Here is a 23,133-nt window from a genome sequence, read left to right as displayed (position 1 = left end):
GGCGGTCCGGCCGGCTCAGCGGGCGGTGACGAGGTCGCCGCGCACCAGGCCGGAGCCCAGGACGGCCTCGGCCGGGTCGGCGCCCTCGTGGAGCACCCGGTTCTGCTCGTCGACGAACACCACGTGCGGCTGGTACGAGCGGGCCTCCTCGGTGGTCATCTGGCCGTAGCCGATGAGGATCACCAGGTCGCCGGGGTGCACCAGGTGGGCGGCGGCGCCGTTGATGCCGATCACGCCCGAGCCGCGCTCGCCGGCGATCGTGTAGGTCTCCAGCCGGGCGCCGTTGGTGATGTCGACGATGTGGACGAGCTCGCCGGGCAGCAGGTCGGCGGCGTCGAGGAGGTCCTCGTCGACGGTCACGGATCCGACGTAGTGCAGGTCGGCCTGGGTGACCGTCGCACGGTGGATCTTGCTCTTCATCATGGTGCGGAGCATCAGCGCTCTCCTCCGGGCTGGGCGGGCTGGGCGTCCTGGGCATCGGGACGTCCCAGGGTCAGGGGCAGGTTGTCGATCAGGCGGGTCGAGCCGACGCGGGCGGCGACCAGCAGGCGGGCCGGACGACCCGCGTCGGGCGACGCCGCGGGGTCCGGCAGCGGCGCCAGGTCGGGGTCGGCGAGCTCCAGGTAGTCGAGGTCGACGCCGTCGGCGCGCCGCAGCTCGGCGCGCGCGGCGTCGATGGCGGGGCCGCGGCCCTCGTGGGCGGCCTCGACGGCGGCGTGGAGCGCCCGGCTCAACGCCAGTGCGGCGGCCCGCTGCTCGGCGTCGAGGTAGCGGTTGCGGCTGGAGAGGGCCAGGCCGTCGGGCTCGCGCACGGTCTCGGCGCCGACGATCCGCACGGGCAGGCACAGGTCGGCCACCATCCGGCGGATCAGCACCAGCTGCTGGTAGTCCTTCTGGCCGAAGACCGCCACGTCGGGGCCCACGAGGCCGAGCAACTTGGCCACCACGGTGAGCACCCCGCGGAAGTGGCCGGGGCGGCTCCGGCCCTCGAGGACCGTGGCCAGCGGGCCGGGATCGACGGTCACGGCGGGCGCGTCGGACGTCCACGGGACGCCGAGGGGGTAGACGTCCTCGACGCCCGGGGCGTAGACGAGGTCGGCGCCCTCCCGCTCGCAGACGACGAGGTCGTCGGGCAGGGTGCGCGGGTAGCGGTCGAGGTCCTCGTCCGGCCCGAACTGCAACGGGTTGACGAAGACCGACACCACCACGCGCCCGTGCGCGCCGACCTGCCGCCGCGCCTCGCGGACCAGACTGGCGTGGCCCTCGTGCAGGGCGCCCATCGTGGGCACCAGCCCGATCGGCGCCCCCTCGCGGCGCGCGGGGGCCAGGCGCTCGGCCAGCTCGTCGCGGGTCGAGACCAGGAGCGGGGAGCCCATCAGGCGCGCCCCTCCCCGACGGCGCGCTCGGCCGCGCGAGCCTCACGCACGGCGCGCTCGGCCGGCCGCTCCTCGCCGAGTGCGGCGTCGAGCAGCGCGCTGATCCGGGCGGCGCGGATGGGCAGGAGGCGACCGTCGCCGACGGCCCGTCCCAGGGTCGCGCGGGCCATGGCCACGTAGGACGGCAGGGTCTGCGGCGCCTCGCGCAGCAGGTCGTCGAGGTGGCCGCGCACGGTCTCGACGTCACCGCGGACGATCGGCCCGGTGAGCGCGGCGTCGCCGCTGGCGAGGGCGTTGTCGAGGGCGGCGCCGAGCAGCGGACGCAGGGTGCCGGCCGGGTCGGCCGCCCCAGCCGCGGCGAGGATCTCCAGCGCCTCGCTCACCAGCGTCACGAGGTGGTTGGCGCCGTGCGCGAGCCCGGCGTGGTACAGCGTGCGCATCTCCTCGGCCACCGGCATCGGCCGTCCGCCGAGGTCGGCGACGAGCCCCTCGAGCAGGCGCATCTCGAGCGGGTCGGCGGTGAGGCCGAAGACGCAGCCGCCGAGTCGCTCGAGGTCGACGGCGGTGCCCGTGAAGGTCATCGCCGGGTGCAGCGCGCCGACGCGGGCGCCGACCGCGCGCGCCGGCTCCAGCACGGCGAGGCCATGGCGTCCCGAGGTGTGCAGCACGACCTGGTGCTCGCGCAGCGCGCCCGCCTGCGCGAGCACCCGCACGACGTTGCCCAGCATGTCGTCGGGCACGGTGAGCAGCAGCACGTCGCAGCCGCGCGCGACGGCGCTGGGCCGCTCGCGCGGGACGTCGGGCAGCAGCGCCTCGATGCGGGCGAGGGACGCGGCGGACTCGCCGGCGACGGCGGTAATCTCGTGGCCGGCGGCACGCAGGCCGGCGGCGAGGACGGCACCGACGCGACCCGCGCCGACGACGCCCACCCGGTGGTGGGTCATGTGAGCCTCTCGTTCCCGTCCCTCCGACCACCGATCCGCGGATCGGCCGGGTGGGGTACCGGACGTGGACCCCAGGGTCCTGGGGCGCGACCACGGTACGCCGCGGCGCCGCGCCCCACATCGCCCCTTCCGGTGCGTTGCGTCACACCGACGGGCGGCACCCCGGCGACGACCGGGGGGTCAGGCGTCGGTGGTCGTGACGTGCCGGTGCCACGACCACGTCGCGTAGGACGTGCGCCAGCCCAGCGAGCGGTAGAGGGCGTCGGCGCCGGTCGTGGAGTCGGCGTCGACCTCCAGCGCGACGCTGTCGCGTCCGCGCGCCGCGGCGTCGGCGACGACCGTCGTGAGCAGACCCCGGGCGACGCCGCGTCCGCGGGCCGCGGCGCGGACGCCGACGTAGGCGACGTAGGTGCTGGTCGAGCCGGCCGAGGCGGACCCGACCAGCGCACCGACGGGCAGGGGCGCGTCGCCGTCGGCCGCGTCGTCGACGTGCACCAGGAGCATCCGTCCCGACGCCCGGTCGTGGACGCTGCCCCAGGCCCGCACGAGGTCCTCCGCGTCGCGCACGACGAGGTTCTCGCGGGTGCGCAGACCGGCGATCTCGACCTCGACGTCGGCGGCGGACGCCGAGGCCCAGCCGCGTCCGTGCCGCTCGTGGTCGCGCAGCAGGCGGGTGAGCGCCGCGACGTCGTCCGCCGAGGCGACGTCGGGCACGTCGAGCCGCCAGCCCTCGGGCAGGGCCGGGCCGGCGGTCGGACGATCGTCGTCGAGCACCGCGCACGGGTCGCTCTCGAAGCGGGACTCCTCGGGGATCATGACCTCCGAGCGTGCCCCGATCGCGCGAGGATCGAAACGTGACCCTGACCGCGGGGTGGGCGTCAGGCGTGCTTGCGCTGCTCCCAGCGGGTCTCGGAGGCCCGCCACGCCTCGGTGACGGCGTCGAGCTCGCTGCGCAGCACGTCGAGCTCCTGCTCCAGCTCCGCCAGCCGGACGATGGCCGTGGCCGCGCGGTCCTCCGCGCTCTCCAGCGACGCGCGGAGGCGGGCGGCGTCGGCGCCGAGATCGTCGGCCCGCCGGGTCTCCGCCTGCAGGCGGACGGCGGTCTCCGCCGCCTGGCGCTGCGCCGCGACGACGGCCGACTGCAGCTCGCCGAGGGCCGACTCGCGCTCGGCGATGGTGGCGCTGAGCTCCTCGCGGGTGCGCTCGGCCTGCTCGCGGACGTCGCGCAGGTGGTCGGCGGCCTCCCCGGAGCGCTGCTCGGCGAGGCGCCGGTAAGCCTGGGCCTGCTCGGCGCGGTCGCGGGCGGCGTCGCGCCGCGACGCGAGCAGCTCGCTGTGGGTGATCCGGGTGGCGGCGGCTCCGAGGACGACCGCCAGCACTGCCGCGACCCCGACGAGCGCGCCGGCCCCGGACGCCAGCGCGCCGAGCACGACGACGCCGGCGAGCACGAGCAGCGCGGTGGCCACCGTCAGCCGCGTGCTGCGCTGCCGCCGTCGGGCCGCTCGCGCGTCGGCTGGGACGGATGCGACGGGTGCGGCTCCTGGGGTCGGCATGCGCTCAGGCTAGGCGTCGTCCTCGTCGGAGCGGACGCGACACGCGCGCTCGAGCAGCAGGCCCGCGACGACGATCGCGATCGAGAGCGCCGCGGCGATCGCCGCCCGGAGGATCCGCTGGCCGCTGAGCTCGGCGTCGACGCCCAGCCAGCTGACCCCGTAGCCGACGTACCAGCCGGCCACGACCGCGCCGACGTAGGCCGCGGCACGGCCCAGGGCCAGCCGGTTGACCGCCCGGTGCGCCTCGAGCCGCTCCCGCCGCACCTGGACGGCGCGATGGGTGTGGAAGGCGGTCCAGCCCAGGCCGATCGCGATGACGACCAGGGCGATCGGCTGCGCGGGCGAGATGGTCGGTGCCGGACGTGCGGACACGAGGTCGTGCACGCGGTGGAAGCCCCAGCCGGCCACCAGGCCGACGATCGCGCCGACGGCGAGGACGGTGCCCGAGGCCGGACCGAGGCGCGGTCCGCCGTCCTGGTCCCCGGAGCGGGGCCCGGGCTCGGGCGCGGAGGTCACTCGCGGTCGAGCACGAGGTCCGTGCGCGGGCTGACGCCGTCGAGGCCGATGGCGGCCAGCAGGTCGGCGATCGGGCCGCGACCGGGGATCTCGGCGTCGGGCTCGAGGTCGAACCACGGCTTGAGCACGAACGCGCGCTCCGCGGCACGCGGGTGCGGCAGGCGCAGGGCGGGGTCGTCGCTGCGACGGTCGCCGACGACGATCAGGTCGACGTCGAGGGTGCGGGGCGCGTTGGCGACCTCGCCGCGCTCGCGGTCGTAGGCGTCCTCGACGGCGTGCGCTCGGTCGAGCAGGCGTGCGGCCGAGAGCGTGGTGTCGATCAGGACGACGGCGTTGAGGAAGGAGTCGGAGCCCGGCGGGCAGTTGACCGGCTGGGTCTCGTAGACCGGCGAGACGCCGGTGACCCAGACGTCCGGGGTGTCGGCGATCGCGTCGACAGCGCCCTGGAGCGCGGCCAGCCGGTCGCCGAGGTTGGAGCCGATGGACAGGACCGCACGGCGGATCGGCCGCATCTCGCCGGTGAGCGTGTCGGCGTTGATGATGTGCGGGTTGGGGGTCTCCGTCATGCGACCTCACGTCCTCGGGTGATCGTCAGCGCGACGTCCCGGAACGTCGCGTCGATGGGGGCATCCGGCTTGTGGATCGTGACGCGGGTCCAGGCCACGCGCGCGTCGGCCAGGCAGACGTCCGCGATGCGCTGGACCACGGTCTCGATCAGGTCGACCGGATCGTTCTCCACGGCGGCCTTGACCGCCGTGACGAGACTCCCGTAGTCGACGGTGTCCTGCAAGTCGTCGGAGGCGGCGGCGGGGCGGGTGTCGATGCCGAGCACGAGGTCGACGACGAAGGTCTGCCCCTCGCGCTTCTCGAACTCGAAGACGCCGTGGTGACCCCAGCACTCGATGCCGAGGACGGCGAGCTCGTCGTGGCTCACGGGTGGTCCAGCCTCCTGCCGGGGGTGACGTCGGGACGCGGCGTCGCGACGGGGTCGACGGACGGGCCGTCTGGTGGTGCAGGGGCATCATGCCCTGCGGGGGCGAATCCGTCCGACGCGGGCCCGCGCAGCTCGCCGAGCGCCTCCTGCGCGGCGAACAGGTCGGCGGTGGCGCGCACGTCGTGCACGCGCACGCCCCACACGCCGCGGCGGGCCAGGTGCGCCAGCACGCCGAGGTGGGCCGCCTCGCGCTCGTGCGCCGGACGCGGACGACCGTCGGCGTCCGCGAGCAGCGCGCCGAGGAAGGACTTGCGGCTGGCGCCCACGAGCAGCGGACGCCCGAGCGCGGCGACGGCGTCGAGGCCGCGCAGCAGCGCCCAGTTGTGGTCCCCGGTCTTGGCGAACCCCAGCCCCGGGTCGAGCACCACCCGGGCGAGGTCGACCCCGGCCGCGGCGATGGCCTCGAGCCGCTGGGCGAGCTCGTCGCGGACGGCGCCGACGACCCCGCCGGGGCCGTCGTAGACCGCGAGGTCCTGCATGTGCCGGGCGTGCGCCCGCCAGTGCATGGCGACGTAGCCGGCGTCGTGGGCGGCCACGACCTCCAGGATGCGGGGGTCGGCGAGACCGCCCGACACGTCGTTGACGTACCGCGCCCCGGCCGCGAGCGCGGCCTCGGCGACCTCGGCGCGCATGGTGTCGACCGACACCGTCGCGCCGTGCCGGGCGAGCTCGGCGATCACCGGCACGACGCGGGCGAGCTCCTCGGCCACCAGCGGACGCGTCGCGCCCGGCCGGGTCGACTCGCCGCCGATGTCGAGGACGTCCGCGCCGTCGGCGAGCAGCGCCCGTCCATGGGCGACCGCCCGCTCGGGCTCCAGGAAGCGGCCGCCGTCGGAGAAGGAGTCCGGGGTGACGTTGACGACCCCCATGACCAGGGGCCGCGTCACCTCGGACGCCTGGGGCTCGGTCACCGACGGTCGGGCGGGACGGCTCGGACGGCTCGGACGGCTCAGTGGGTGCCGTGGATGAGCGCCATCGCCTCGCTGCGGGTCGCACCGTTGTGCATGATGCCCCGGACGGCGGAGGTGATGGTGCGGGCACCGGCCTTGCGGACGCCGCGCATGGTCATGCACAGGTGCTCGGCCTCGATCACGACGATGACGCCGCGCGCGTCGAGGATGGCCATGAGGGCGTCCGCGACCTGGGTGGTGAGCCGCTCCTGCACCTGCGGGCGCTTGGCGTAGACGTCGACGAGCCGCGCGAGCTTCGAGAGCCCGGTGATCTTGCCGGTGGCCGCCGGGATGTAGCCCACGTGGGCGACGCCGGTGAACGGCACCAGGTGGTGCTCGCACATCGACCACAGCTCGATGTCGCGCACCAGCACCATCTCGTCGTGGCCGAGGTCGAAGGTGGTGGCGAGGACCTCCTCCGGCTGCTGGCGCAGACCGACCGTGAGCTCGGCGTAGGCCCGGGCGACGCGGCCCGGGGTCTCGCGCAGGCCCTCGCGGTCGGGGTCCTCGCCGATGGCGAACAGCAACTCGCGAACGGCGGCCTCGGCCCGCTCGTGGTCGAACTCGGGGACGACGGGGGTGTCGTCGCCCCGCGCCGTGAGGATCGGGTGGGTGGTCATCGCGGAGTACCTCGCTCCTGCTCAGTCCTGCGTGGGGGTGCCGGGGGTCGGCGGGGCGGGCGGGATCTGGGTGGGCGGGACGGCGCCGGGACCGCCGTGCACGTCGCCGCCGGGGCCCGGCGGGGTCAGCACGGTGGCGCCGGCGTCGGCGGCCGGCGCGTCGGCCGCGGCGCGGGCGCGCACGGCCTCGGGGATCTCGACGGCGGGGATGTCGGAGGGCCGACGGTTCGGCGAGCCCGTCCAGGCCGGACGCTCAGGGCGGCGACGCAGCGGCTCGAAGACCCGCGCGATCTGCTCCTTGTCGAGCGTCTCCTTGTCGAGCAGCTCGAGCACGAGCGCGTCGAGGACGTCGCGGTTCTCCTCGAGGATGTCGAAGGCCTCCTGGTGGGCGGCCGCCAGCAGCAGCTTGGTCTCCTCGTCGACCATCGCGGCGACGTCCTCGGAGTAGTTGCGGCTGCTGCCGAAGTCGCGGCCCAGGAACGGCTCGGAGTTGGAGTCGCCGAGCTTGATCGCGCCGAGCCGCTCGGTCATGCCGTACTGCGTGACCATCGCGCGGGCCACGCTGGTGGCCTTCTCGATGTCGTTGCCGGCGCCGGTCGTCGGGTCGTGGAAGATGAGCTCCTCCGCGGCTCGTCCGCCGAGCATGTAGGCCAGCGAGTCGAGCATCTGCGAGCGCGTCTGGGAGTACTTGTCCTCATCGGGCAGCACCATCGTGTAGCCGAGGGCCCGGCCGCGCGGCAGGATCGTGATCTTGTGCACCGGGTCGGTGCCGGGCAGCGCCGCGGCGACGAGCGCGTGGCCGCCCTCGTGGTAGGCGGTGATGAGCTTCTCCTTCTCGCTCATCAGGCGCGTGCGCCGCTGCGGGCCGGCGATGACGCGGTCGATCGCCTCGTCGAGCGAGGGGTTGGTGATCAGCTTCTCGTTCGCGCGGGCGGCCAGCAGGGCGGCCTCGTTCAGCACGTTGGCGAGATCGGCGCCGGTGAAGCCGGGCGTGCGACGAGCCACCGAGAGCAGGTCGGTGTCGGGCGCCAGCGGCTTGCCGCGCGAGTGGACCTGCAGGATCTTGTGGCGGCCGGACATGTCGGGCGCGTCGACCTGGATCTGCCGGTCGAAGCGGCCCGGACGCAGCAGCGCGGGGTCGAGCACGTCGGGACGGTTCGTGGCGGCGATCAGGATGACGCCATCGCGCACGTCGAAGCCGTCCATCTCGACGAGCAGCTGGTTGAGCGTCTGCTCGCGCTCGTCGTTGCCGCCGCCCATGCCCGCGCCGCGGTGCCGGCCGACGGCGTCGATCTCGTCGATGAAGACGATGGCGCGGCCGTTCTCCTTGGCCTGCTCGAACAGGTCGCGCACCCGGGAGGCGCCGACGCCGACGAACATCTCGACGAAGTCGGAGCCCGACATCGTGTAGAACGGCACGCCCGCCTCGCCGGCGACGGCGCGCGCGAGCAGGGTCTTGCCGGTGCCCGGCGGGCCGTAGAGCAGCACGCCCTTGGGGATCTTGGCGCCCACGGCCTGGAACTTCGCGGGCTCGGAGAGGAACTCCTTGATCTCCTCGAGCTCCTCGATGGCCTCCTCGCAGCCGGCGACGTCGGCGAACGTCGTCTTCGGCATGTCCTTGGAGATCAGCTTCGCGCGCGACTTCGCGAACTGCATCGCGCCGCGTCCGCCCGCCTGCATGTTGTTGATCAGCCACAGGAAGACCACGAACAGCACGACGATCGGCAGGAAGGAGAAGAGGAAGGAGCCGAGGACGCTCGGCCGCGAGATCTCGGTGTCGACCTTCTCGATCGTGCCCTTGGTGAACTGCTGCTGGGCGGCGTCGAAGAGGTCGCGCTGGGTGCCCTCGATCCACTTGGTGGTGACCGCGGAGCCCTCGGGCCGGACGCCGTCGTCGAGGATCGCCTTGATCTGCTGGTCGCCGTCGACGAACGTGATGTCCTTGACCTGACCCGACGAGATGTACTTGCTCATCTGGGAGGCGGAGATCTCGTCGCCGCCGCTGTTCGGCAGGAGGAACTGGAGGGTCAGGAGCACGCCGAGGACGGCGACGACGATCCAGAACCACGGACCCTTGACGATGCGCTTCACAGGCTTCTCTCGATGCTGCTTTCCCTGGACGCCGCCCGGTGCGGCCGATACGAGCGACGGTACAGGCGAGCGGCAACGGCCGACGACTCCGACGGGGCGGGCCTCACCCGGTCGGTGACGTCGCCGGGCGGCGCGTCAGGAGTAGACGTGCGGCGCGAGCGTCGCGATGTCGCGCAGGTTGCGGTACCGCTCGCGGTAGTCGAGGCCGTAGCCCACGACGAACTCGTTGGGGATGTCCCAGCCGACGTACTTGACGTCGACGGGCATGGTGAGCGCCTCCGGCTTGCGCAGCAGGGTGCAGATCTCGACGCTGGCCGGGCTGCGCGAGCCGAGGTTCGAGGTGAGCCAGGAGAGCGTGAGGCCGGTGTCGATGATCTCGTCGACGATCACGACGTGGCGTCCGGAGATGTCGGCGTCGAGGTCCTTGAGGATGCGCACGACCCCGCTGGACTTGGTGCCCGAGCCGTAGGACGAGACCGCCATCCAGTCCATCTCGACGTGGCGGTGCAGCGAGCGGGCGAGGTCGGCCATGACCATGACGGCGCCGCGGAGGATGCCCACGATGACGAGGTCCTTGCCCTCGTAGTCGCGCTCGATCTCGGCGGCGAGCTCGCGGAGCCGCTCCTGGATCTGGGCCTCGGTGAAGAGCACCGAGACGAGGTCGTTCTCGACGTGGGCGACGTCCATGCGCCCGACCCTAGGCCATCGTCCGGGCCCGGGGCGCGTCGGGGCGGGGCGGTCTCACCGGCCGCGCGGCACGCGCACGACCAGCGGCCGGGAGACCGACGCGGCGACGCTCTCGCTGCCGGCGTACCGGGCCACGAGGGCGTGGCGTCCCGAGCGGAGGTCGCGCACGACGACGTCGACCCGCGACGCGCCCGCGCCCGGGCGCAGGCGCACCGTGGCGAGCACCTGTCGTCCCTCGGTGACCTGCACCCAGCCGCGCGGCACGGGCGTGCCGGGCACCCCGGCCGCACGGCGGACGACGAGGACCTCGGCGCGCAGCCGCACGGGCGAGCCGACGGGCACCGTGGTGCGCGCCGCCCCGAGCGTGGTGCGCGAGACCGCGGGGCGACGCCGCAGCTCCACGGCGCCGAGGCGCGTGTCGGCGCCCGCCGCGACCACCACGTCGGGCAGCCGGGTCGGGAGGTGGCCGAGGTGGGTGATCCGCACCGTGTAGGCGCCGGGCGGCACCTCGAGGAAGAAGAAGCCGTGCTGCGGGCCCGAGGCGAAGGCCGACGCGTAGGTCAGCGCGGACGCGCGGGTGACCCCGCGAGCGTCGACGGCGCGCACCAGCACGTCGTCGATCGGCCGTCCGGCGGTGTCGGTGACGACGCCGGTGATCAGCCGGGTGACGCCCGGGACGACGACCCGCGCGGCGTCGCCCGCGCTCGGGGAGCCGGCGGCGTCGGCGCCGGTGGCGCGGGCCTGGCTGGCGCCGAGCGCGAGGGCCGCGACGGTGCAGCCGACCAGGCCCGCCTGGCCCAGGAGCCGGGCCGCGCGACGCGGTGCCGGACGCCGGTCGGCGCGATGACGGGGCGGGATCGCAGCGGTCACGGAGGCCTCCTCGGGACGGCGCGACCCGCGGCGGGCCCGCGGGTCGAGCCCCCCATCGGCCGGCCCGGCTCCCGGCTGAGCCGGAGGCGCCGATCGGAGCGACTGGTCCGGACCAGCGCGCACGCTCAGCGCACGACGACGGCGATCGTCCGCCGGGCCGGGGCGCAGCGGACGTCGCCGCGGTAGGTCACCGTCACCACGTGCCGCCCCGGGGCCAGGCGCGGCAGCGTCAGCACCGCGCGGCCACCACGCAGCGTGCCGACGACCCGCCGGCTCCGGCCGCCGACCGCGACCTCGGCCTGTGCCCGGCCACCGGGCCGCAGTCCGGCGACCACCGCTCGCACCAGGAGCCGCGGCGCCCCGGACGCACGGAGCCGGGTGACGAGCAGCCGCGTCGGGGCGAGCACGGGCGCGGTGCTGGTCGTGGCGCGCAGCTCCGCGAAGCGGACGAGCGGCGCGTCGGGATCGCCGCCCTGGTGGACGGCGGGGCGGCGCGCGATCGTGACCAGGACCAGGCGCCGCCCGGCGTCGCGCACCGTCGGCACGTACGCCCGGTCGGTGCCGACGACGGGCCCGGACGCGCTGCCGCGACGCCACTCCCGGCGGATCACCGGGACCCCGTCCAGCCACGCGGCGTCACGCGCGACCAGGCGCCGCCCGACCCCGACCGCGCCGAGGATCCGCGGACCGGTCGCGGGCCGGGGCGTCCCCCGACAGACGAGCGGCAGCACGAGGTCGAAGCGGGCCGGTGGCACCGCGAGGGCGTCGGTCGTGAGCGACGCGCAGCCCGCATGGCTCGCCGTGAGCCGGTAGAAGCCCGGCAGCACGTCCCAGCCGAAGGCGCCGTCGGCGCCCGTCGTCGACGGGTTGGCCCGGTTCATCGGCGACATCAGGGCGCTGCCGTCGGGCACGTCGGCGGGCGTCCCGTCCGCGGCGTCCGAGCGCGCCAGCGTGACGCTCGCGCCGGTCAGCGGCAGGCCGAACTGGTCCGTGACGCTCCCGGACGGGTCGACGTAGAACGGCTCGACCGCGCCGGCGCCGTTCGATCCGCACGGGGCGACGTTCGTCTGCAGCACGCCGTAGCCGCTGAGGGGGAAGGGCGCGTCGAACCGCCCCCGGTAGACCCCCGGATCGGCCGGGTCCTCGACGAGGTCGACCGTCCCCGCCGTGGTGCCGTCGACCACCAGCAGGGCCGTCCGCCCGCTCGAGCCCGGGCAGCCGCGCACCTCGACGGCGATCGGCGCGCGGTAGAACAGGATCGGGACGCCGGTCGAGGTGAGCCGCAGCCCCGGCAGCACCCCGCCGGAGGAGAGGAACCGCAGCTGCTGGGGAGGCAGCGGGGGCGGGGGCGACGCGGGCAGGACCAGCGGCACGTCGAAGGAGGTCGAGCCGGGCGCGAGCGTGATCAGCCGCCGCAGGGTGCCGAGGGTCGAGCCGGCAGGCGGGCTCGCCCGCACGAGGTACTGGCCCGAGGTCAGCCCGTCGACCGCGAAGGCCCCGCCGTCGCCCGCGACGACGGGCGGACGGCAGTCACGGGCGTCCGTCCGCGCGCAGACGACCACCACCGCGCCGGGGACCGGGGCTCCCGACTCGTCGAGGACGACGCCGGCGACCGACCTGACCGCGCTGCTCCCCGGGACGCCGTCGCGGACCTCGACCAGATGGCGCCCCGGCGCGCCGCCCGACCCGCGGGTGCCGGCCACGAGCGCGTCCGGTCCGCCGTCGAGGAGGGCGCCCGGCACGCCGCTCCCGGGAAGGCGCACGGCGGTGGAGGCCGATCCGGCCGAGACGCCGACGACGGCCGCGCGCGCGGTGGCGCCGGCGAGCCCGCCGACCCCGCCGTCGAGGTCGGCGGCGTCCCAGGCGATCGCGTCGTAGCCGAAGGTCACGTCCACGTCGCCGGACGTCGTCCCGTCGCCGCTCGCCCGGGCGAGGACCACCTGGAAGGTGTCGCGACGGTCGGCGTGCGCCGAGCCGTACCCGACCTCGTGCCAGACCACGCACAGGGCATCGCCGGCTGGCGCGACGCCGTAGGTGACCGACCCCGACGCCGGGTCGGTGGTGTCGACGCCGGCGAGGAACGGCGCGATCACCGGCGGCACGTCCTGACCGGCGGCGAACGCCGCCCGCGGGTCGAAGGCCGGCGGGTCGCCGAGCAGCAGGTGGCCGCCGCGCGGCTCGATCCGCACCCGGCTGGTCCGGACGGTGCCGAGGTGCACCGGGAAGGGCAGGTCGACCGACGTCCCGCCGCCGGCGACGGGATCGATCTCGTGGTCGTCGCAGTACGCGTGCGCGGCGTCGTCCTGGACCCCGATGCTCGGCGCGGACGGCACGCGGGCCGACAGCGTCAGGGCTCCGAGCGCCAGGCCGTCGGTCGTCAGGGTCCGCTCGAGGACCAGCGGCGCCGAGCGCCGGCTGCGCTCGTCGAGCAGGCGCAGGGTGTACGGGCCGGTGGGCAGCGCGATGCGGAAGCCATCGGACGGGACGCCGGCGCCGACGCCGACCACGCCGTCGGCGACGACGCGGCCGGTGACGCCGTCCAGCACCGAGTACGTGCGCCGGGTCGGATCGCCGTCGTGGTGCTGGGGGTCGACGAGGGTGCCGGTGATCGTGCCGTAGCCGGAGTCCGCGAGCTGCAGGTCGGCGACGACCTCGGCCGCCCCCACGCGGAAGGTCTGCGCGCGGGCGAGCTCCTGGGTGCCGCGGTAGTAGGTCGTGAGCCGCGGCTCGGGCACCGCGGTGTCGAGCGCGGCGAGCGTGTAGTCGACCGTCGGGTCGAGGTGGTCGAAGCGGTAGCGCGCGGAGGCGTCGACCCGCTGCTCGGCGACCTGCACGTACGTGGGTCCGTCCGCGCCGGCGACCTGCTTCAGCAGGGCGACCTGCGCGGACGGGCGCGCGAACCCGGCCTGGTCGAGGATCCTGCCCGACACCGCGTCGGCGTCCACCGAGGCTCCCGCCGGGTCACCCGGCACGAGCAGGACGGCGACCAGGCCCAGCGCCGACGCGAGGACCGAGAGCGCCACGGGGCGTGTGCGCGTGCTGCCAGCGTGCATCGACACCGTCCGGGGGTGACGTGGGACGCGGGGAGGGCCCTTCGAGCGTAGGGAGGCCGCTGCCGGGGCGGAAGGGCGCGGCGGGGCGGTCTGGACCGCCGCGGGCCTACGGCTCCGTCGACGGCTACGGCTCCGTCGACGGCGCGGGCCCGACCTCCAGCCGCCCGTCGACCCGGCGGCCCCGCACCGGCCCCGGCAGGTCGATCCAGCGCTGGCCCCGCCAGTCGGTGAGCAGGGCGTCGAGCGCGACGACGTGCTCGTGGAAGGTCTCGGACGCCGGCGCCCCGGCGCGCAGGGCCATCAGCCGCAGCACCCGCCGACGCAGCGCCGTGGGCTGCGCGGCGAGCCCGTCGACGGCGGCGGTGACGACGCGCCCCTCGACGTCGACCAGCCGCGTGAGCAGCTCGTCGGCGAGGTCGTCGAGCAGCTCGACGTCGTGGCGCAGCTGCTCGGCGGTGCGGGCGAGCGCGGCGGCGACGCCCGGCCCGAGCTGGTCCTCCAGCACCGGCAGGACCCGCCGGCGCACCCGCACCCGGGCGTAGCCGGGGTCGTCGTTGTGGGGGTCGTGCCAGGGCTCGAGCCCCTCGACCTGGCAGGCGGTGACGGTGTCGTCGCGCGCGACCCCGAGCAGCGGACGGCGGAACGGGCCGAAGCCGGCGCGCATGCCGGCGATCGCCCGGCCGCCCGAGCCGCGGGCCAGGCCGAGCAGCACGGTCTCGGCCTGGTCGTCGCGGGTGTGGCCGAGCAGCACCGCCGACGCGCGCAGGTGCGCCGCCATCTGCTCGAGCACCGCGTACCGGGCCCGCCGCGCGGCGTCCTCGGGCCCCGTGCCGCTGGACTCCACGACGACGCGGGAGGAGATCGTCTCGTCGCACCCGAGGGCGGCCATCGTGCCGACCAGCCGGCGCGCGTGCTCGTCCGAGCCCTCTTGGAGGCCGTGGTCGATGGTCCCCCCGACGACCCGCAGCCCCGCGCGGTGGCCTTCGTGGAGGGTCGCGGCCAGCAGGGCGAGGGAGTCGGGGCCGCCGGAGCAGGCCACCAGCACGGTGTCGCCGGACGCCAGGTCGTCCAGCGAGCGACGCACCGCCCGTCGGACGGCGGCGACCGAGGGATGCAGCGCCATCGGATCGGGCCGCTCAGCCGTGGACGCGGGCGACCCAGGCGGCGGGGTCGGCGATCTCGGCCCGGCTCGGCAGCGCCTCGGGCGCCGACCAGACGGCGTTGAAGCCGTGCATGCCGACGGCGTCGATCGCACCCCGCACGAAGCGCGCGCCGTCGCGGTACTGCGCCATCTTGGCCTCCAGGCCGAGCAGCCGGCGCAGCAGCCGGTCGAGCGCGCCGATGCCCTGGCGCCGCTCGGTGAACCGCTCGCGGATGTGCGCGACGGTCGGGATGACGGTGGGCCCCACGTCGTCCATGACGACGTCGGCGTGCCCCTCGAGCAGCGACATGACCGCGGTGACGCGGTCCAGCAGCTCGCGCTGGGCCGGGCTGGAGAACAGCTCGACGAGGCTGCCGCGCCGGGCGTCCCTGTCGGCCAGCAGCTCGCGGACGCGGGCCAGGCCGCCGTCGACGAGGCTGGTCGCGTCGCCGCCGACGGTGCCGGCGACCTCGGCCACCAGCCCCTGGAGGTGGTCGCGCATCCACGGGACGGCCGTGAACTGCACCCGGTGGGTCTCCTCGTGGAGCGCCACCCACAGGCGGAAGTCGGACGGGTCGACGTCGAGCTGGCGCTCCACGTCGACGATGTTCGGGGCCACCAGCAGGAGTCGTCCGGTGGGCTCGTGGAAGGGGTCGAACTGGCCGAGCACCTTCGAGGCGAGGAAGCCCAGCAGCCCGCCGACCTCGGCCCCGGTGATGCGCGAGCCGATCGAGAGGGTCAGGCCGCTCGGCGGCCGCTTCTCGGTGAGCCGTCCGACGAGCGGGCCGAGCAGGTGCGCGAAGGCGTCGGCGTTGGCCTGCACCCAGCCGCCGCGATCGACGACGAGCAGCGGCGCGGTGCGCTCGCCGGCGTCGAGGCCCGTGCAGGCGCGCACGAGGTCGGTGGAGCGGCCGGCGGCGGCGCGCAGCTCGGCCACGGCGGCGTCGGCCTCGGCCCGGGTGACCCGCGGACCCTCGCCCGCCAGCCGGGTGCCCAGCGAGACGGCGAGGTCCCAGTCGATCATCGCGGCGGGGTCGGCGGCCATGCGCTCGACGCTACCGGGGGGCCGGGCGGCTGCCGGCGGTGCACCGGCAGCGCGCGAGGGCGCCGAGCGCGCGCTCGAGCAGCTCGCGGGCGTCGAGGCTGCGCGCGTCGGGGATGCGGTCGGCGCTGAGGGCGACGAGGAACGGGGTGCCGGACGCGTCGGCGCCGACGCCCGCCAGCGCCCGGACGCCGGTGAGCGTGCCGGTCTTGGCCCGGACGACGCCGCGTCCGTCGGCGGGCACCTCGGCGAAGCGGGTCGCGAGCGATCCCGTGAGGCCGGAGACGGGGAGCCCGGCCAGCAGCGTGCGCAGCGGCGAGTCCGCGGGAGCGCGGGCGGCGACCGACAGCACCCCGAGCAGGGTGTCGCCGCCGAGGCGGTCGCGCCGCGAGAGCCCGCTGCCGTCGTAGAGGCGGGTGGGCGCGGGGACGCCCAGCCGCTGGAGGCCCGCGCGCACCGCCCGCACGCCGTCGACGGTGGTGCCCGGGGAGCCGGCGGCGAGGGCGATCTGCCGCAGCAGCACCTCGGTGGCCTCGTTGTCGCTGACCAGCAGCAGCTGCTGCACCTGCTGGCCGACGGGCGCCCCGGCGACCTCGGCGACCTCCTCCTCCGCGTCGACCGGCGCCCGTCCGGCCCGGGGGACGCCGCCCACCTCGACGCCCGCGGCCGTCAGCGCCCGGGCGAAGGCGTCGGCCGCGGCGCGTGCGGGATCCTCGACCCGCGCCGCGAGGCCGGGCGCCACGCGGCCCTCGTCGACCCACAGCGCGCTGGTCCGGGAGACGACGTCGGCGCCCCCGGGCTGGCCGGTGTAGCTGCGCGGCCAGGCCGGGTTGACGGCGGGACCGGAGAAGAGGGAGGCGTCGTAGGCGAGCCGGACCCGCTCGACTCCGCGACGCTCCAGCACGCGCGCGGTGCGCCGGGCCAGGGTCGTCACGTCGGCGCGCGGTGGCCAGACCCCGGGCCGCGGGACGCTGGCGAGGTACGGGTCGCCGCCGCCGACGAGGGTCAGCGTGGGCGCGTCGGCCCCGGAGAGCACCGTGCGGGTGCGGAACCGGGTGGTCGCGGGCAGCACGTCCAGCGCGACCAGCGAGGTCAGGAGCTTGGTGGTCGACGCCGGAGTGATCGACGCGGGCCCGCCGCGCAGGACGCGGGTGCCGTCGAGGCCGTCGACGGCCACGAGCACGCGGCGTCCGAGCGCCGCGGCGTTGCGGCCGCCGAGCACCGGCCGCAGCGCGCGGGCCACGCGCGCCTCGTCGAGGCGACCCGCGGCCGAGCCGGGGAGCCCCTCGGCGGCGGCCACCGGCCGCGCGTCGACGGCCGCCGCCGGCAGCCCGAGCGCCGTCAGCGCGCCGAGGTCGCGGGGACGCGTGGGCGAGGCGAGCCGGTGGGGCCAGAGCAGGACGCCCGCGACCAGCGCGAGCGCGACGGCACCGGTGGCCGTCCGGACGAGCCGGCGACCGCGGCGGGGACGCCGGTCCGGCCCGGGCGGGGCGTCGACGACCGGCGTGGCGTCGGCCCCGCGGTCGGCCGGTCGGTCGGCCTCGGCGCGTGCGTCGCGTCCCATCCCACCTCCCGCTGCGGCGTCGTCGCACATTGTGCGGGAGGATGGCCCGACGACCCACCCCGGGTCACCCGATCTCGCCCGGCCCGCACCCACGGGCCCGCCACCACCGGAGGAAGCAGTGCTGGAGTTCGACGTGCTCGTGGAGATCCCGAAGGGTCAGCGCAACAAGTACGAGGTCGACCACGAGTCCGGCCGGATCCGTCTCGACCGCACCCTCTTCACCTCGACGCAGTACCCGGCCGACTACGGCTTCATCGAGGACACCCTCGGCCAGGACGGCGACCCGCTCGACGCGCTCGTCATCCTGCAGGAGCCGACCTTCCCCGGCTGCCTGATCAAGTGCCGCGCCATCGGCATGTTCCGCATGACCGACGAGGCCGGCGGCGACGACAAGGTGCTGTGCGTGCCGTCGTCCGACCCGCGCCTGGAGCACCTGCGCGACATCTCCCACGTGTCGAAGTTCGACCGCCTGGAGATCCAGCACTTCTTCGAGGTCTACAAGGACCTCGAGCCCGGTAAGTCGGTCGAGGGCGCCGAGTGGGTCGGCCGCACGGAGGCCGAGGCCGAGGTGCACGCCTCGTTCGCGCGGTTCAAGGAGTCCGGCCACTGACCGGACGCCCGCAACGTCGCCCGAGCCCCCCGGACCGCACGGTCCGGGGGGCTCGTCGCGTCGGGAGGGACGCGGGCCTCAGCCGACCTTCTCGCCGCCGAAGTAGCCGAAGGCGCCGCTGAGCTCGACCTCGACGTCGACGCCGCCGCGGGCGAACCAGGTGCGCACCTCGCCGCTCGTGCAGCCGGGGCCGATCAGCCCGGAGAGCCGGCCGGCGGCCCGCAGGCCGGCGAACCGGAGCCCGGCGTCCTCGAGCACCGCGCTGCCGACGACCCCGCCGCCGGGGCGGAGCACCCGGGCCATCTCCTCGACGGCGCGCTGCGGGTCGGGGAAGCAGTGCAGGCCGGTCAGGCTGAGCACGAGGTCGAAGGAGTCGTCCTCGAAGGGCAGGTCGGTGACGTCGGCGCGCTCGGTGCGCACCAGGTGGCCCAGCCCCCGGCGCCGCGCGGACGCCGCCGTGCGCTCGAGCATGCGCGGGTCCAGGTCGGCCGCGACGTAGGAGAGGTCCTGGTCGGGCCGCAGCCCGCGCAGGGCGACGCCACCGCCGCACGGGACGTCGAGCACCCGGCCGCCGTCGGGCACCGCGGCGATCACGTCGGCCGCGCGATGCAGCCGGCGCAGGTCGGACTGGGTGCCGGCGAACCAGACCAGGCCCCCGACGTGCGGGTGCTCGACGGTCCAGTCGTAGACGGTGCCCCACAGGGGGTCCTCGCCCCAGGTGCCCCACACGCGGGGCAGACGACCGGCCAGGGACGCGACGTCGATCCTCACGCCCCCACGCTACGGGTGCCCGCGTGAGGGACGACGGCGTCGGCCCGCTACCGGGTCTGCGACCGGCTCAGGGACGGGCGAAGAAGGTCGGCGGCTCCCAGGCGTACATCGACTCCTCGTCGACGTCGCGCCCGGTGCGCGGCGCCTGGATGATCATGCCGTTGCCGGCGTACAGCGCGACGTGGTGGATGCCCGACGGGCTCGAGGTGGACGACCAGAACACCAGGTCTCCCGGACGGAGCTCGGAGAGCGAGATCGGCGTCGACTGCTCGTACTGGGCGACGCTGTAGTGCGGCAGCGAGCGACCGCCCTGCCGCCACGCCATCATCGTCAGGCCCGAGCAGTCCCACGAGCCCGGCCCGGCAGATCCCCAGACGTACGGCTCGCCGATCTGGGCCCGCGCGAAGCCGAGCACCGCCGAGACGTCGCCCGTGCTCGGCGGCACCTGGGGCGAGGGCTGGCCGGACGACCCCGAGCCGGACGAGCCCGAGCCGCCCGCGTCCTGCTGCTGCTCCTGCTGCTGCTGGGCCTGCTGCTGGGCCTCCTGCTGAGCCTGCTGCTGGGCCTCCTGCTGGGCCCGGATCTGCGCCTGCCGGAGGGCCTCGCGGCGGGCCCGCTCCTCGGCGGCCCGGCGGCGGGCCTCCTCGAGGCCGGCCTGGCGGCGCTCGGCCAGGCGGGTGCTGATGCCCTGGAGCCGGGCGAGCTCGGCGACCAGCGCGGTGCGCCGGCGCGCGACGCTCGTGGCCTCGGCCTGCGCGGCCTCGGCGGCGCGGGCGGCCTGCTCCCGCGCGGCAGCGGCCGCGGCGGTGGCGTCGGCCTGCTCGGCGCGGGCCTGCTCCGCGCGGGCCGCGGCGCGATCGGCCGACGCCCGAGCCGCCTGGAAGTCGCCGTAGCGCTGGCCGAGCGCCTCCTGGGCGTTGGCCATGGTGGCCATCGAGTCGAGCACGCCGTCGATGCCGCGGGCATCGGTGACGGCCGCCATCGCCTCGAGGGTCGGGGACTGCTCGTAGGCGGAGGTGACGCTGCGGACCACGCCGTTGCGCATCGCGCTCAGCGCGCGGCGGGCGGCCCGCGCGTCGGCCGCGGTGCGGGCGGCCCGGGCCTGGACGAGCTGGAGGCGGTAGCGGGCGCCGTTGTAGGCCTCGGCCGCGGCTCCGGCGGCGTCCGCGGCGCGGTGCAGGCGTGCCTCGGCGGCGTCGAGATCCGCCTCGACGGCGGCGACGTCCCGAGCCTGGTGGCGCGCGGCCCACTCCGCGTGGCGCACCTCGTGGCGGGTCGGCGTCCGGTGGTGGTCGGCCGCGACGGCGGTGGTGCCCCCGCAGGCCAGGGCGGCGATCGACAGTCCCGCCAGCAGGGCGCTCGTGCGCCGCCGCGCTCCCGTCGTCCCGGTCATCCTGGTCTCCGCTCGCTGCAGGAACGCCCCCGCGGCGATCCGGATCGTCACGCTAGACAACTTTCGTCACACCAGAAACATCTTCACCAGAAATCCGTTCGGCGATCGGCGTGTCGGCTTGACGATGACATCCGTGTAATTCGCAGGAATGACACGCGTGTCGTTCCGCGACCACCTGCGAGGACGACCGGTCGCGGCGGCTCGGACCACCTGTCGCGACGCATCCGGCGCGGGTCCGGGGAGACCGACAGCGCCGTCCCACATGCTGGGACGATCGGGCTCAGCCGACCGGCGCGGTCCGGCCCGCGTCGAGGAGCAGCGTGACGCGATCGCCGACCGCGGGCTCGGCCGTGCGCGGCGCCACGGCGTCGAGCTCGGCCACGCCGGCACCGGCCAGCGGGGAGCCCGGGTCGGGCACGACGCGCAGCCGCACCTGCTCCGGGGTCGGCCGCACGCCCAGCACCCGGGCCGTGAGCCGGGGCGAGCCGTCGACGTCGGGGATCACCCGCAGCGCCGAGCGACGCAGGGCGAGGCCGCCGGGCCCGGGCTCGAGCCCGGCCAGCTCACCGGCGGCCCGGGCCGCGGAGCCCTCGAGCACCCGGGCGTAGCCGAGGAACAGCGCCGTGGCGGCGTCCACCGGCCCTCGCCACACGGCGTCGATCGGGCCCTGCTGGACGACGGCGCCGTCGCGCATCACCGCGAGGCGGTCGGCCACCGCGAAGGCCTCCTCGTGGTCGTGGGTGACGAGCAGGGCCGTCGTGCCCGACTCCGTCAGGATGCGGCGGAGGTCGCCGGCCAGGCGCAGCCGGAGGCCGGCGTCGAGCGCCGAGAGCGGCTCGTCCAGCAGCAGCAGCCGGGGCCGCACCGCGAGCGCCCGGGCCAGCGCCACCCGCTGCCGCTCGCCGCCGGAGAGCGAGCCGGGCAGGCGGTCCTCGAAGCCGTCGAGGCCGACGAGCGCCAGCAGCTCGGCGACCCGCGCCGCGATCTCGGCGCGCGGACGACGCCGCAGCCGCAGCGGGTAGCCGACGTTGCGGGCCACGCTCAGGTGCCCGAAGAGCTGGCCGTCCTGGAACATCAGCGCGAAGCCCCGGCGGTGGGTCGGCACGCGGGAGAGGTCCGTGCCGTCCCAGCGCACCCGCCCGGCGGCCGCCTCGAGCCCGGCCACGGCGCGCAGCAGCGTCGACTTGCCGCAGCCGGACGGGCCGAGCACCGCGAGCACCTCGCCGTCGGGCACGTCGAGGTCGACGCCGCGCACCGCCGGGACGCCGTCGTAGGCGACCTCCAGCCCCTCGAGCCGGAGCATCAGAGCACCCCCGCCGGCACCCGGAGCCGCTCGATCGCGAGCATCACCAGCGCGGTGGTCGCGGCCAGCACCACGGACGCGGCCAGCGCCATCTCGTAGTTCAGGCCGCCCGGGCGGCCGAGCAGCCGGACGATCACCACCGGCAGGGTCGGCCGGGCGTCGCGGGCGAGGAACGACGTCGCCCCGAACTCCCCCAGGGACACGGCGAAGGCGAGGCCCGCCACCGCCAGGAGCGGCCGCGCGATCACGGGCAGCTCGACGCTCAGCCAGGCGCGGACGGGGTCGGCCCCCATCGACGCCGCGGCCTGCCGCTGCCGGTCGTCGATGCCGCCGAGCAGCGGCGCGAGCGTGCGCACCACCAGCGGGAGGGCGACCAGCGCCTGCGCCAGCGGCACCAGCAGCGGGGAGTCGCGCAGGTCGAGCGGCGGCCGGCTCAGCGTGATCAGCAGGCCGAAGCCGAGGGTGACCGCCGAGACGCCGAGCGGGAGCATGAACAGCCCGTCGAGCACCGTCCGGACGCGCCGCTCGGCCCGCCCGCGGGAGCGGCGGGTCACGGCCACCGAGACCAGCAGGCCGAGGAGCAGCGCCATCCACGTGGCGTCGACGGCGGTGCGCAGCGAGATCTGGACGGCCGTGGTGACCGGGACGACGAGGGCGTTGCCGCCCCCGGTCGTGTCGAGCGCGCGGTAGGCGGCGAGGGACCACGCGCCGTCGACGCGCAGCGAGCCGATCACCAGCATCGCCAGCGGCGCGACGACCAGCGTCAGCACCGCAGCCGTGACGACCAGCGCCGGGACGTCGGCCGCGACGATCCGGCGCGGCCGCAGCCGGGGGGCGTCGGAGCCGCGGCCGGTGGCGTCGGCGGGCCGCGCCCGGGCCGCCACGAGCAGCAGCGCCACCACCGAGGCGATCTGCAGCAGCGAGAGCGCCGCGGCCGCGCGCAGGTCGAGCAGCTGCGTGGTGAGCAGGTAGATCTCGGTCTCGACCGAGGAGTAGCGCAGGCCGCCCAGCGTCAGCACGATGCCGAAGGCGGTCGCGCAGAAGAGGAAGACGACGCTCGCCGACGACACGATCGCCGGACGCAGCGCTGGCAGGGTCACGGTGGTCAGCACCTGCCGGGGCGACGCGCCGAGGGCCGCCGCGGCCTGCGCGGGCCGCGGGTCGAGCCCGGCCCAGGCGGCGCCGACGCCGCGGACGACCACCGAGACGTTGAAGAACACGAGGCCGGCGACGATCGCGGCGGCCGAGCCGTCGAGCCCCAGCCCGCCCAGCGGACCGCCCTCGCCGACGAGCTGCCGGAAGGCGACGCCGACCACCACGGTCGGCAGCACGAAGGGCACGAGCAGCAGCAGCCGCACGAGCGAGCGCCCCGGGAACCGCAGCCGGTGGGCGACGAACGCGGCGGGCACGCCCAGGAGCACGGCGACGATCGTCGCGAGGCCCGAGGACCACACGGTGAACCACAGCACGCGGTGCACGCGCGGACGGCCCAGCACCTCCAGCACGCCCCCGAGGTCGGGACGCCCGTCGACGACCACGCCGCGGCCGAGCATCCCGGCCACCGGCACGACGAAGAGCACGACGAGCACCGCCGTCGGCAGCACCGCCAGGGCCAGGAGCCCCGGCAGCCCGCGCAGCGACGACGCCCGGCGCAC

22 protein-coding genes are annotated in these 23,133 nt (G+C 76.1%); 1 reads left to right on the top strand and 21 read right to left on the bottom strand.

All coding sequences use genetic code 11. The features are described from left to right. Positions 1–15: 15 nt before the first annotated feature. The 17 genes from panD to dacB all read right to left on the bottom strand — a co-directional run bounded on the left by panD (position 16) and on the right by dacB (position 17,401). Positions 16–435, bottom strand: coding sequence for an aspartate 1-decarboxylase (panD, locus tag K8Z61_RS10155; RefSeq protein WP_224129094.1), 420 nt, complete (start codon positions 433–435; stop codon positions 16–18). After that, entirely contained in the window at positions 435–1,376 is a 942-nt protein-coding gene (gene panC, locus K8Z61_RS10150) for a pantoate--beta-alanine ligase (protein WP_224129092.1), read from the bottom strand. Before panC ends, panD begins: the two co-directional genes overlap by 1 nt. Further along, positions 1,376–2,320 (bottom strand): Rossmann-like and DUF2520 domain-containing protein, encoded by a 945-nt coding sequence (locus K8Z61_RS10145; protein WP_224129090.1) that lies wholly within the window; start codon positions 2,318–2,320, stop codon positions 1,376–1,378. The genes panC and K8Z61_RS10145 overlap by 1 nt, the downstream gene beginning before the upstream one ends. A 180-nt stretch (positions 2,321–2,500) precedes the next feature. Continuing rightward, positions 2,501–3,136 (bottom strand): GNAT family N-acetyltransferase, encoded by a 636-nt coding sequence (locus K8Z61_RS10140; protein ID WP_224129088.1) that lies wholly within the window; start codon positions 3,134–3,136, stop codon positions 2,501–2,503. 62 nt (positions 3,137–3,198) lie between these two features. Continuing rightward, complete coding sequence (locus K8Z61_RS10135) at positions 3,199–3,873, bottom strand: hypothetical protein (RefSeq protein WP_224129087.1); 675 nt, start codon at positions 3,871–3,873, stop codon at positions 3,199–3,201. A 9-nt stretch (positions 3,874–3,882) separates the two neighbouring features. Next, positions 3,883–4,389, bottom strand: a complete 507-nt coding sequence (locus K8Z61_RS10130) for a DUF3180 domain-containing protein (RefSeq protein WP_224129086.1) — start codon at positions 4,387–4,389, stop codon at positions 3,883–3,885. Further along, a complete protein-coding gene (gene folK / locus K8Z61_RS10125) occupies positions 4,386–4,955 on the bottom strand; it encodes a 2-amino-4-hydroxy-6-hydroxymethyldihydropteridine diphosphokinase (RefSeq protein ID WP_224129085.1) in 570 nt (189 codons plus the stop codon). The genes K8Z61_RS10130 and folK overlap by 4 nt, the downstream gene beginning before the upstream one ends. Beyond that, positions 4,952–5,323 carry a dihydroneopterin aldolase gene (folB, locus tag K8Z61_RS10120; protein ID WP_224129084.1) on the bottom strand — a complete coding sequence of 124 codons (372 nt, stop codon included), beginning with the start codon at positions 5,321–5,323 and terminating at the stop codon, positions 4,952–4,954. The genes folK and folB overlap by 4 nt, the downstream gene beginning before the upstream one ends. Next, positions 5,320–6,270 carry a dihydropteroate synthase gene (folP, locus tag K8Z61_RS10115; protein WP_374227934.1) on the bottom strand — a complete coding sequence of 317 codons (951 nt, stop codon included), beginning with the start codon at positions 6,268–6,270 and terminating at the stop codon, positions 5,320–5,322. The genes folB and folP overlap by 4 nt, the downstream gene beginning before the upstream one ends. A gap of 62 nt (positions 6,271–6,332) precedes the next feature. Beyond that, entirely contained in the window at positions 6,333–6,953 is a 621-nt protein-coding gene (folE, locus tag K8Z61_RS10110; protein WP_224129083.1) for a GTP cyclohydrolase I FolE, read from the bottom strand. A gap of 21 nt (positions 6,954–6,974) precedes the next feature. Continuing rightward, entirely contained in the window at positions 6,975–9,044 is a 2,070-nt protein-coding gene (gene ftsH / locus K8Z61_RS10105) for an ATP-dependent zinc metalloprotease FtsH (RefSeq protein ID WP_224129082.1), read from the bottom strand. 135 nt (positions 9,045–9,179) lie between these two features. Next, positions 9,180–9,731 (bottom strand): hypoxanthine phosphoribosyltransferase, encoded by a 552-nt coding sequence (gene hpt / locus K8Z61_RS10100; RefSeq protein ID WP_224129081.1) that lies wholly within the window; start codon positions 9,729–9,731, stop codon positions 9,180–9,182. 54 nt (positions 9,732–9,785) lie between these two features. Next, entirely contained in the window at positions 9,786–10,601 is an 816-nt protein-coding gene (locus K8Z61_RS10095; protein WP_224129080.1) for a carboxypeptidase-like regulatory domain-containing protein, read from the bottom strand. 125 nt (positions 10,602–10,726) lie between these two features. Next, the gene (locus tag K8Z61_RS10090) at positions 10,727–13,624 is read right to left on the bottom strand and encodes a nidogen-like domain-containing protein (RefSeq protein WP_224129078.1); all 2,898 of its coding nucleotides are present in this window, start codon (positions 13,622–13,624) and stop codon (positions 10,727–10,729) included. Between the two features lie 154 nt (positions 13,625–13,778). Beyond that, positions 13,779–14,777, bottom strand: coding sequence for a tRNA lysidine(34) synthetase TilS (tilS, locus tag K8Z61_RS10085; protein WP_224129076.1), 999 nt, complete (start codon positions 14,775–14,777; stop codon positions 13,779–13,781). 13 nt (positions 14,778–14,790) lie between these two features. After that, entirely contained in the window at positions 14,791–15,840 is a 1,050-nt protein-coding gene (locus K8Z61_RS10080) for a zinc-dependent metalloprotease (RefSeq protein ID WP_224129074.1), read from the bottom strand. A 10-nt stretch (positions 15,841–15,850) separates the two neighbouring features. Continuing rightward, complete coding sequence (gene dacB / locus K8Z61_RS10075; RefSeq protein WP_224129072.1) at positions 15,851–17,401, bottom strand: D-alanyl-D-alanine carboxypeptidase/D-alanyl-D-alanine-endopeptidase; 1,551 nt, start codon at positions 17,399–17,401, stop codon at positions 15,851–15,853. Positions 17,402–17,522: 121 nt separating this feature from the next. Here dacB and K8Z61_RS10070 point away from each other — a divergent pair, with 121 nt between their 5' ends. Continuing rightward, entirely contained in the window at positions 17,523–18,011 is a 489-nt protein-coding gene (locus K8Z61_RS10070) for an inorganic diphosphatase (protein ID WP_224129422.1), read from the top strand. Positions 18,012–18,089: 78 nt separating this feature from the next. On the opposite strand, the gene K8Z61_RS10065 is transcribed toward K8Z61_RS10070, so the two are convergent. The 4 genes from K8Z61_RS10065 to K8Z61_RS10050 form a co-directional block, all read right to left on the bottom strand. Further along, the gene (locus tag K8Z61_RS10065; RefSeq protein ID WP_308116770.1) at positions 18,090–18,782 is read right to left on the bottom strand and encodes a class I SAM-dependent methyltransferase; all 693 of its coding nucleotides are present in this window, start codon (positions 18,780–18,782) and stop codon (positions 18,090–18,092) included. 67 nt (positions 18,783–18,849) lie between these two features. Continuing rightward, entirely contained in the window at positions 18,850–20,226 is a 1,377-nt protein-coding gene (locus K8Z61_RS19290) for a C40 family peptidase (protein WP_224129070.1), read from the bottom strand. A 229-nt stretch (positions 20,227–20,455) separates the two neighbouring features. Next, complete coding sequence (locus K8Z61_RS10055; RefSeq protein WP_224129068.1) at positions 20,456–21,478, bottom strand: ABC transporter ATP-binding protein; 1,023 nt, start codon at positions 21,476–21,478, stop codon at positions 20,456–20,458. Then, the gene (locus K8Z61_RS10050; RefSeq protein WP_224129066.1) at positions 21,478–23,133 is read right to left on the bottom strand and encodes an iron ABC transporter permease; all 1,656 of its coding nucleotides are present in this window, start codon (positions 23,131–23,133) and stop codon (positions 21,478–21,480) included. The genes K8Z61_RS10055 and K8Z61_RS10050 overlap by 1 nt, the downstream gene beginning before the upstream one ends.

The sequence above is a fragment of the Nocardioides sp. TRM66260-LWL genome, from assembly GCF_020075545.1.
In the GTDB taxonomy this organism is placed as follows: domain Bacteria; phylum Actinomycetota; class Actinomycetes; order Propionibacteriales; family Nocardioidaceae; genus Nocardioides.
Note: the sequence above shows the minus strand (reverse complement) of the source record. Positions and strands in the feature narration are given on the sequence as shown.

What these genes read in the sequence shown, in the direction of transcription:
- hpt (WP_224129081.1), bottom strand. Translation starts at nt 9,731, where the DNA reads ATGGACGTCGCCCACGTCGAGAACGACCTCGTCTCGGTGCTCTTCACC.
- K8Z61_RS10080 (WP_224129074.1), bottom strand. Translation starts at nt 15,840, where the DNA reads ATGGCCGCCGACCCCGCCGCGATGATCGACTGGGACCTCGCCGTCTCG.
- folK (WP_224129085.1), bottom strand. Translation starts at nt 4,955, where the DNA reads ATGACGGAGACCCCCAACCCGCACATCATCAACGCCGACACGCTCACC.
- panC (WP_224129092.1), bottom strand. Translation starts at nt 1,376, where the DNA reads ATGGGCTCCCCGCTCCTGGTCTCGACCCGCGACGAGCTGGCCGAGCGC.
- folE (WP_224129083.1), bottom strand. Translation starts at nt 6,953, where the DNA reads ATGACCACCCACCCGATCCTCACGGCGCGGGGCGACGACACCCCCGTC.
- tilS (WP_224129076.1), bottom strand. Translation starts at nt 14,777, where the DNA reads ATGGCGCTGCATCCCTCGGTCGCCGCCGTCCGACGGGCGGTGCGTCGC.
- K8Z61_RS10145 (WP_224129090.1), bottom strand. Translation starts at nt 2,320, where the DNA reads ATGACCCACCACCGGGTGGGCGTCGTCGGCGCGGGTCGCGTCGGTGCC.
- K8Z61_RS10140 (WP_224129088.1), bottom strand. Translation starts at nt 3,136, where the DNA reads ATGATCCCCGAGGAGTCCCGCTTCGAGAGCGACCCGTGCGCGGTGCTC.
- K8Z61_RS10135 (WP_224129087.1), bottom strand. Translation starts at nt 3,873, where the DNA reads ATGCCGACCCCAGGAGCCGCACCCGTCGCATCCGTCCCAGCCGACGCG.
- panD (WP_224129094.1), bottom strand. Translation starts at nt 435, where the DNA reads ATGCTCCGCACCATGATGAAGAGCAAGATCCACCGTGCGACGGTCACC.
- K8Z61_RS10055 (WP_224129068.1), bottom strand. Translation starts at nt 21,478, where the DNA reads ATGCTCCGGCTCGAGGGGCTGGAGGTCGCCTACGACGGCGTCCCGGCG.
- dacB (WP_224129072.1), bottom strand. Translation starts at nt 17,401, where the DNA reads ATGGGACGCGACGCACGCGCCGAGGCCGACCGACCGGCCGACCGCGGG.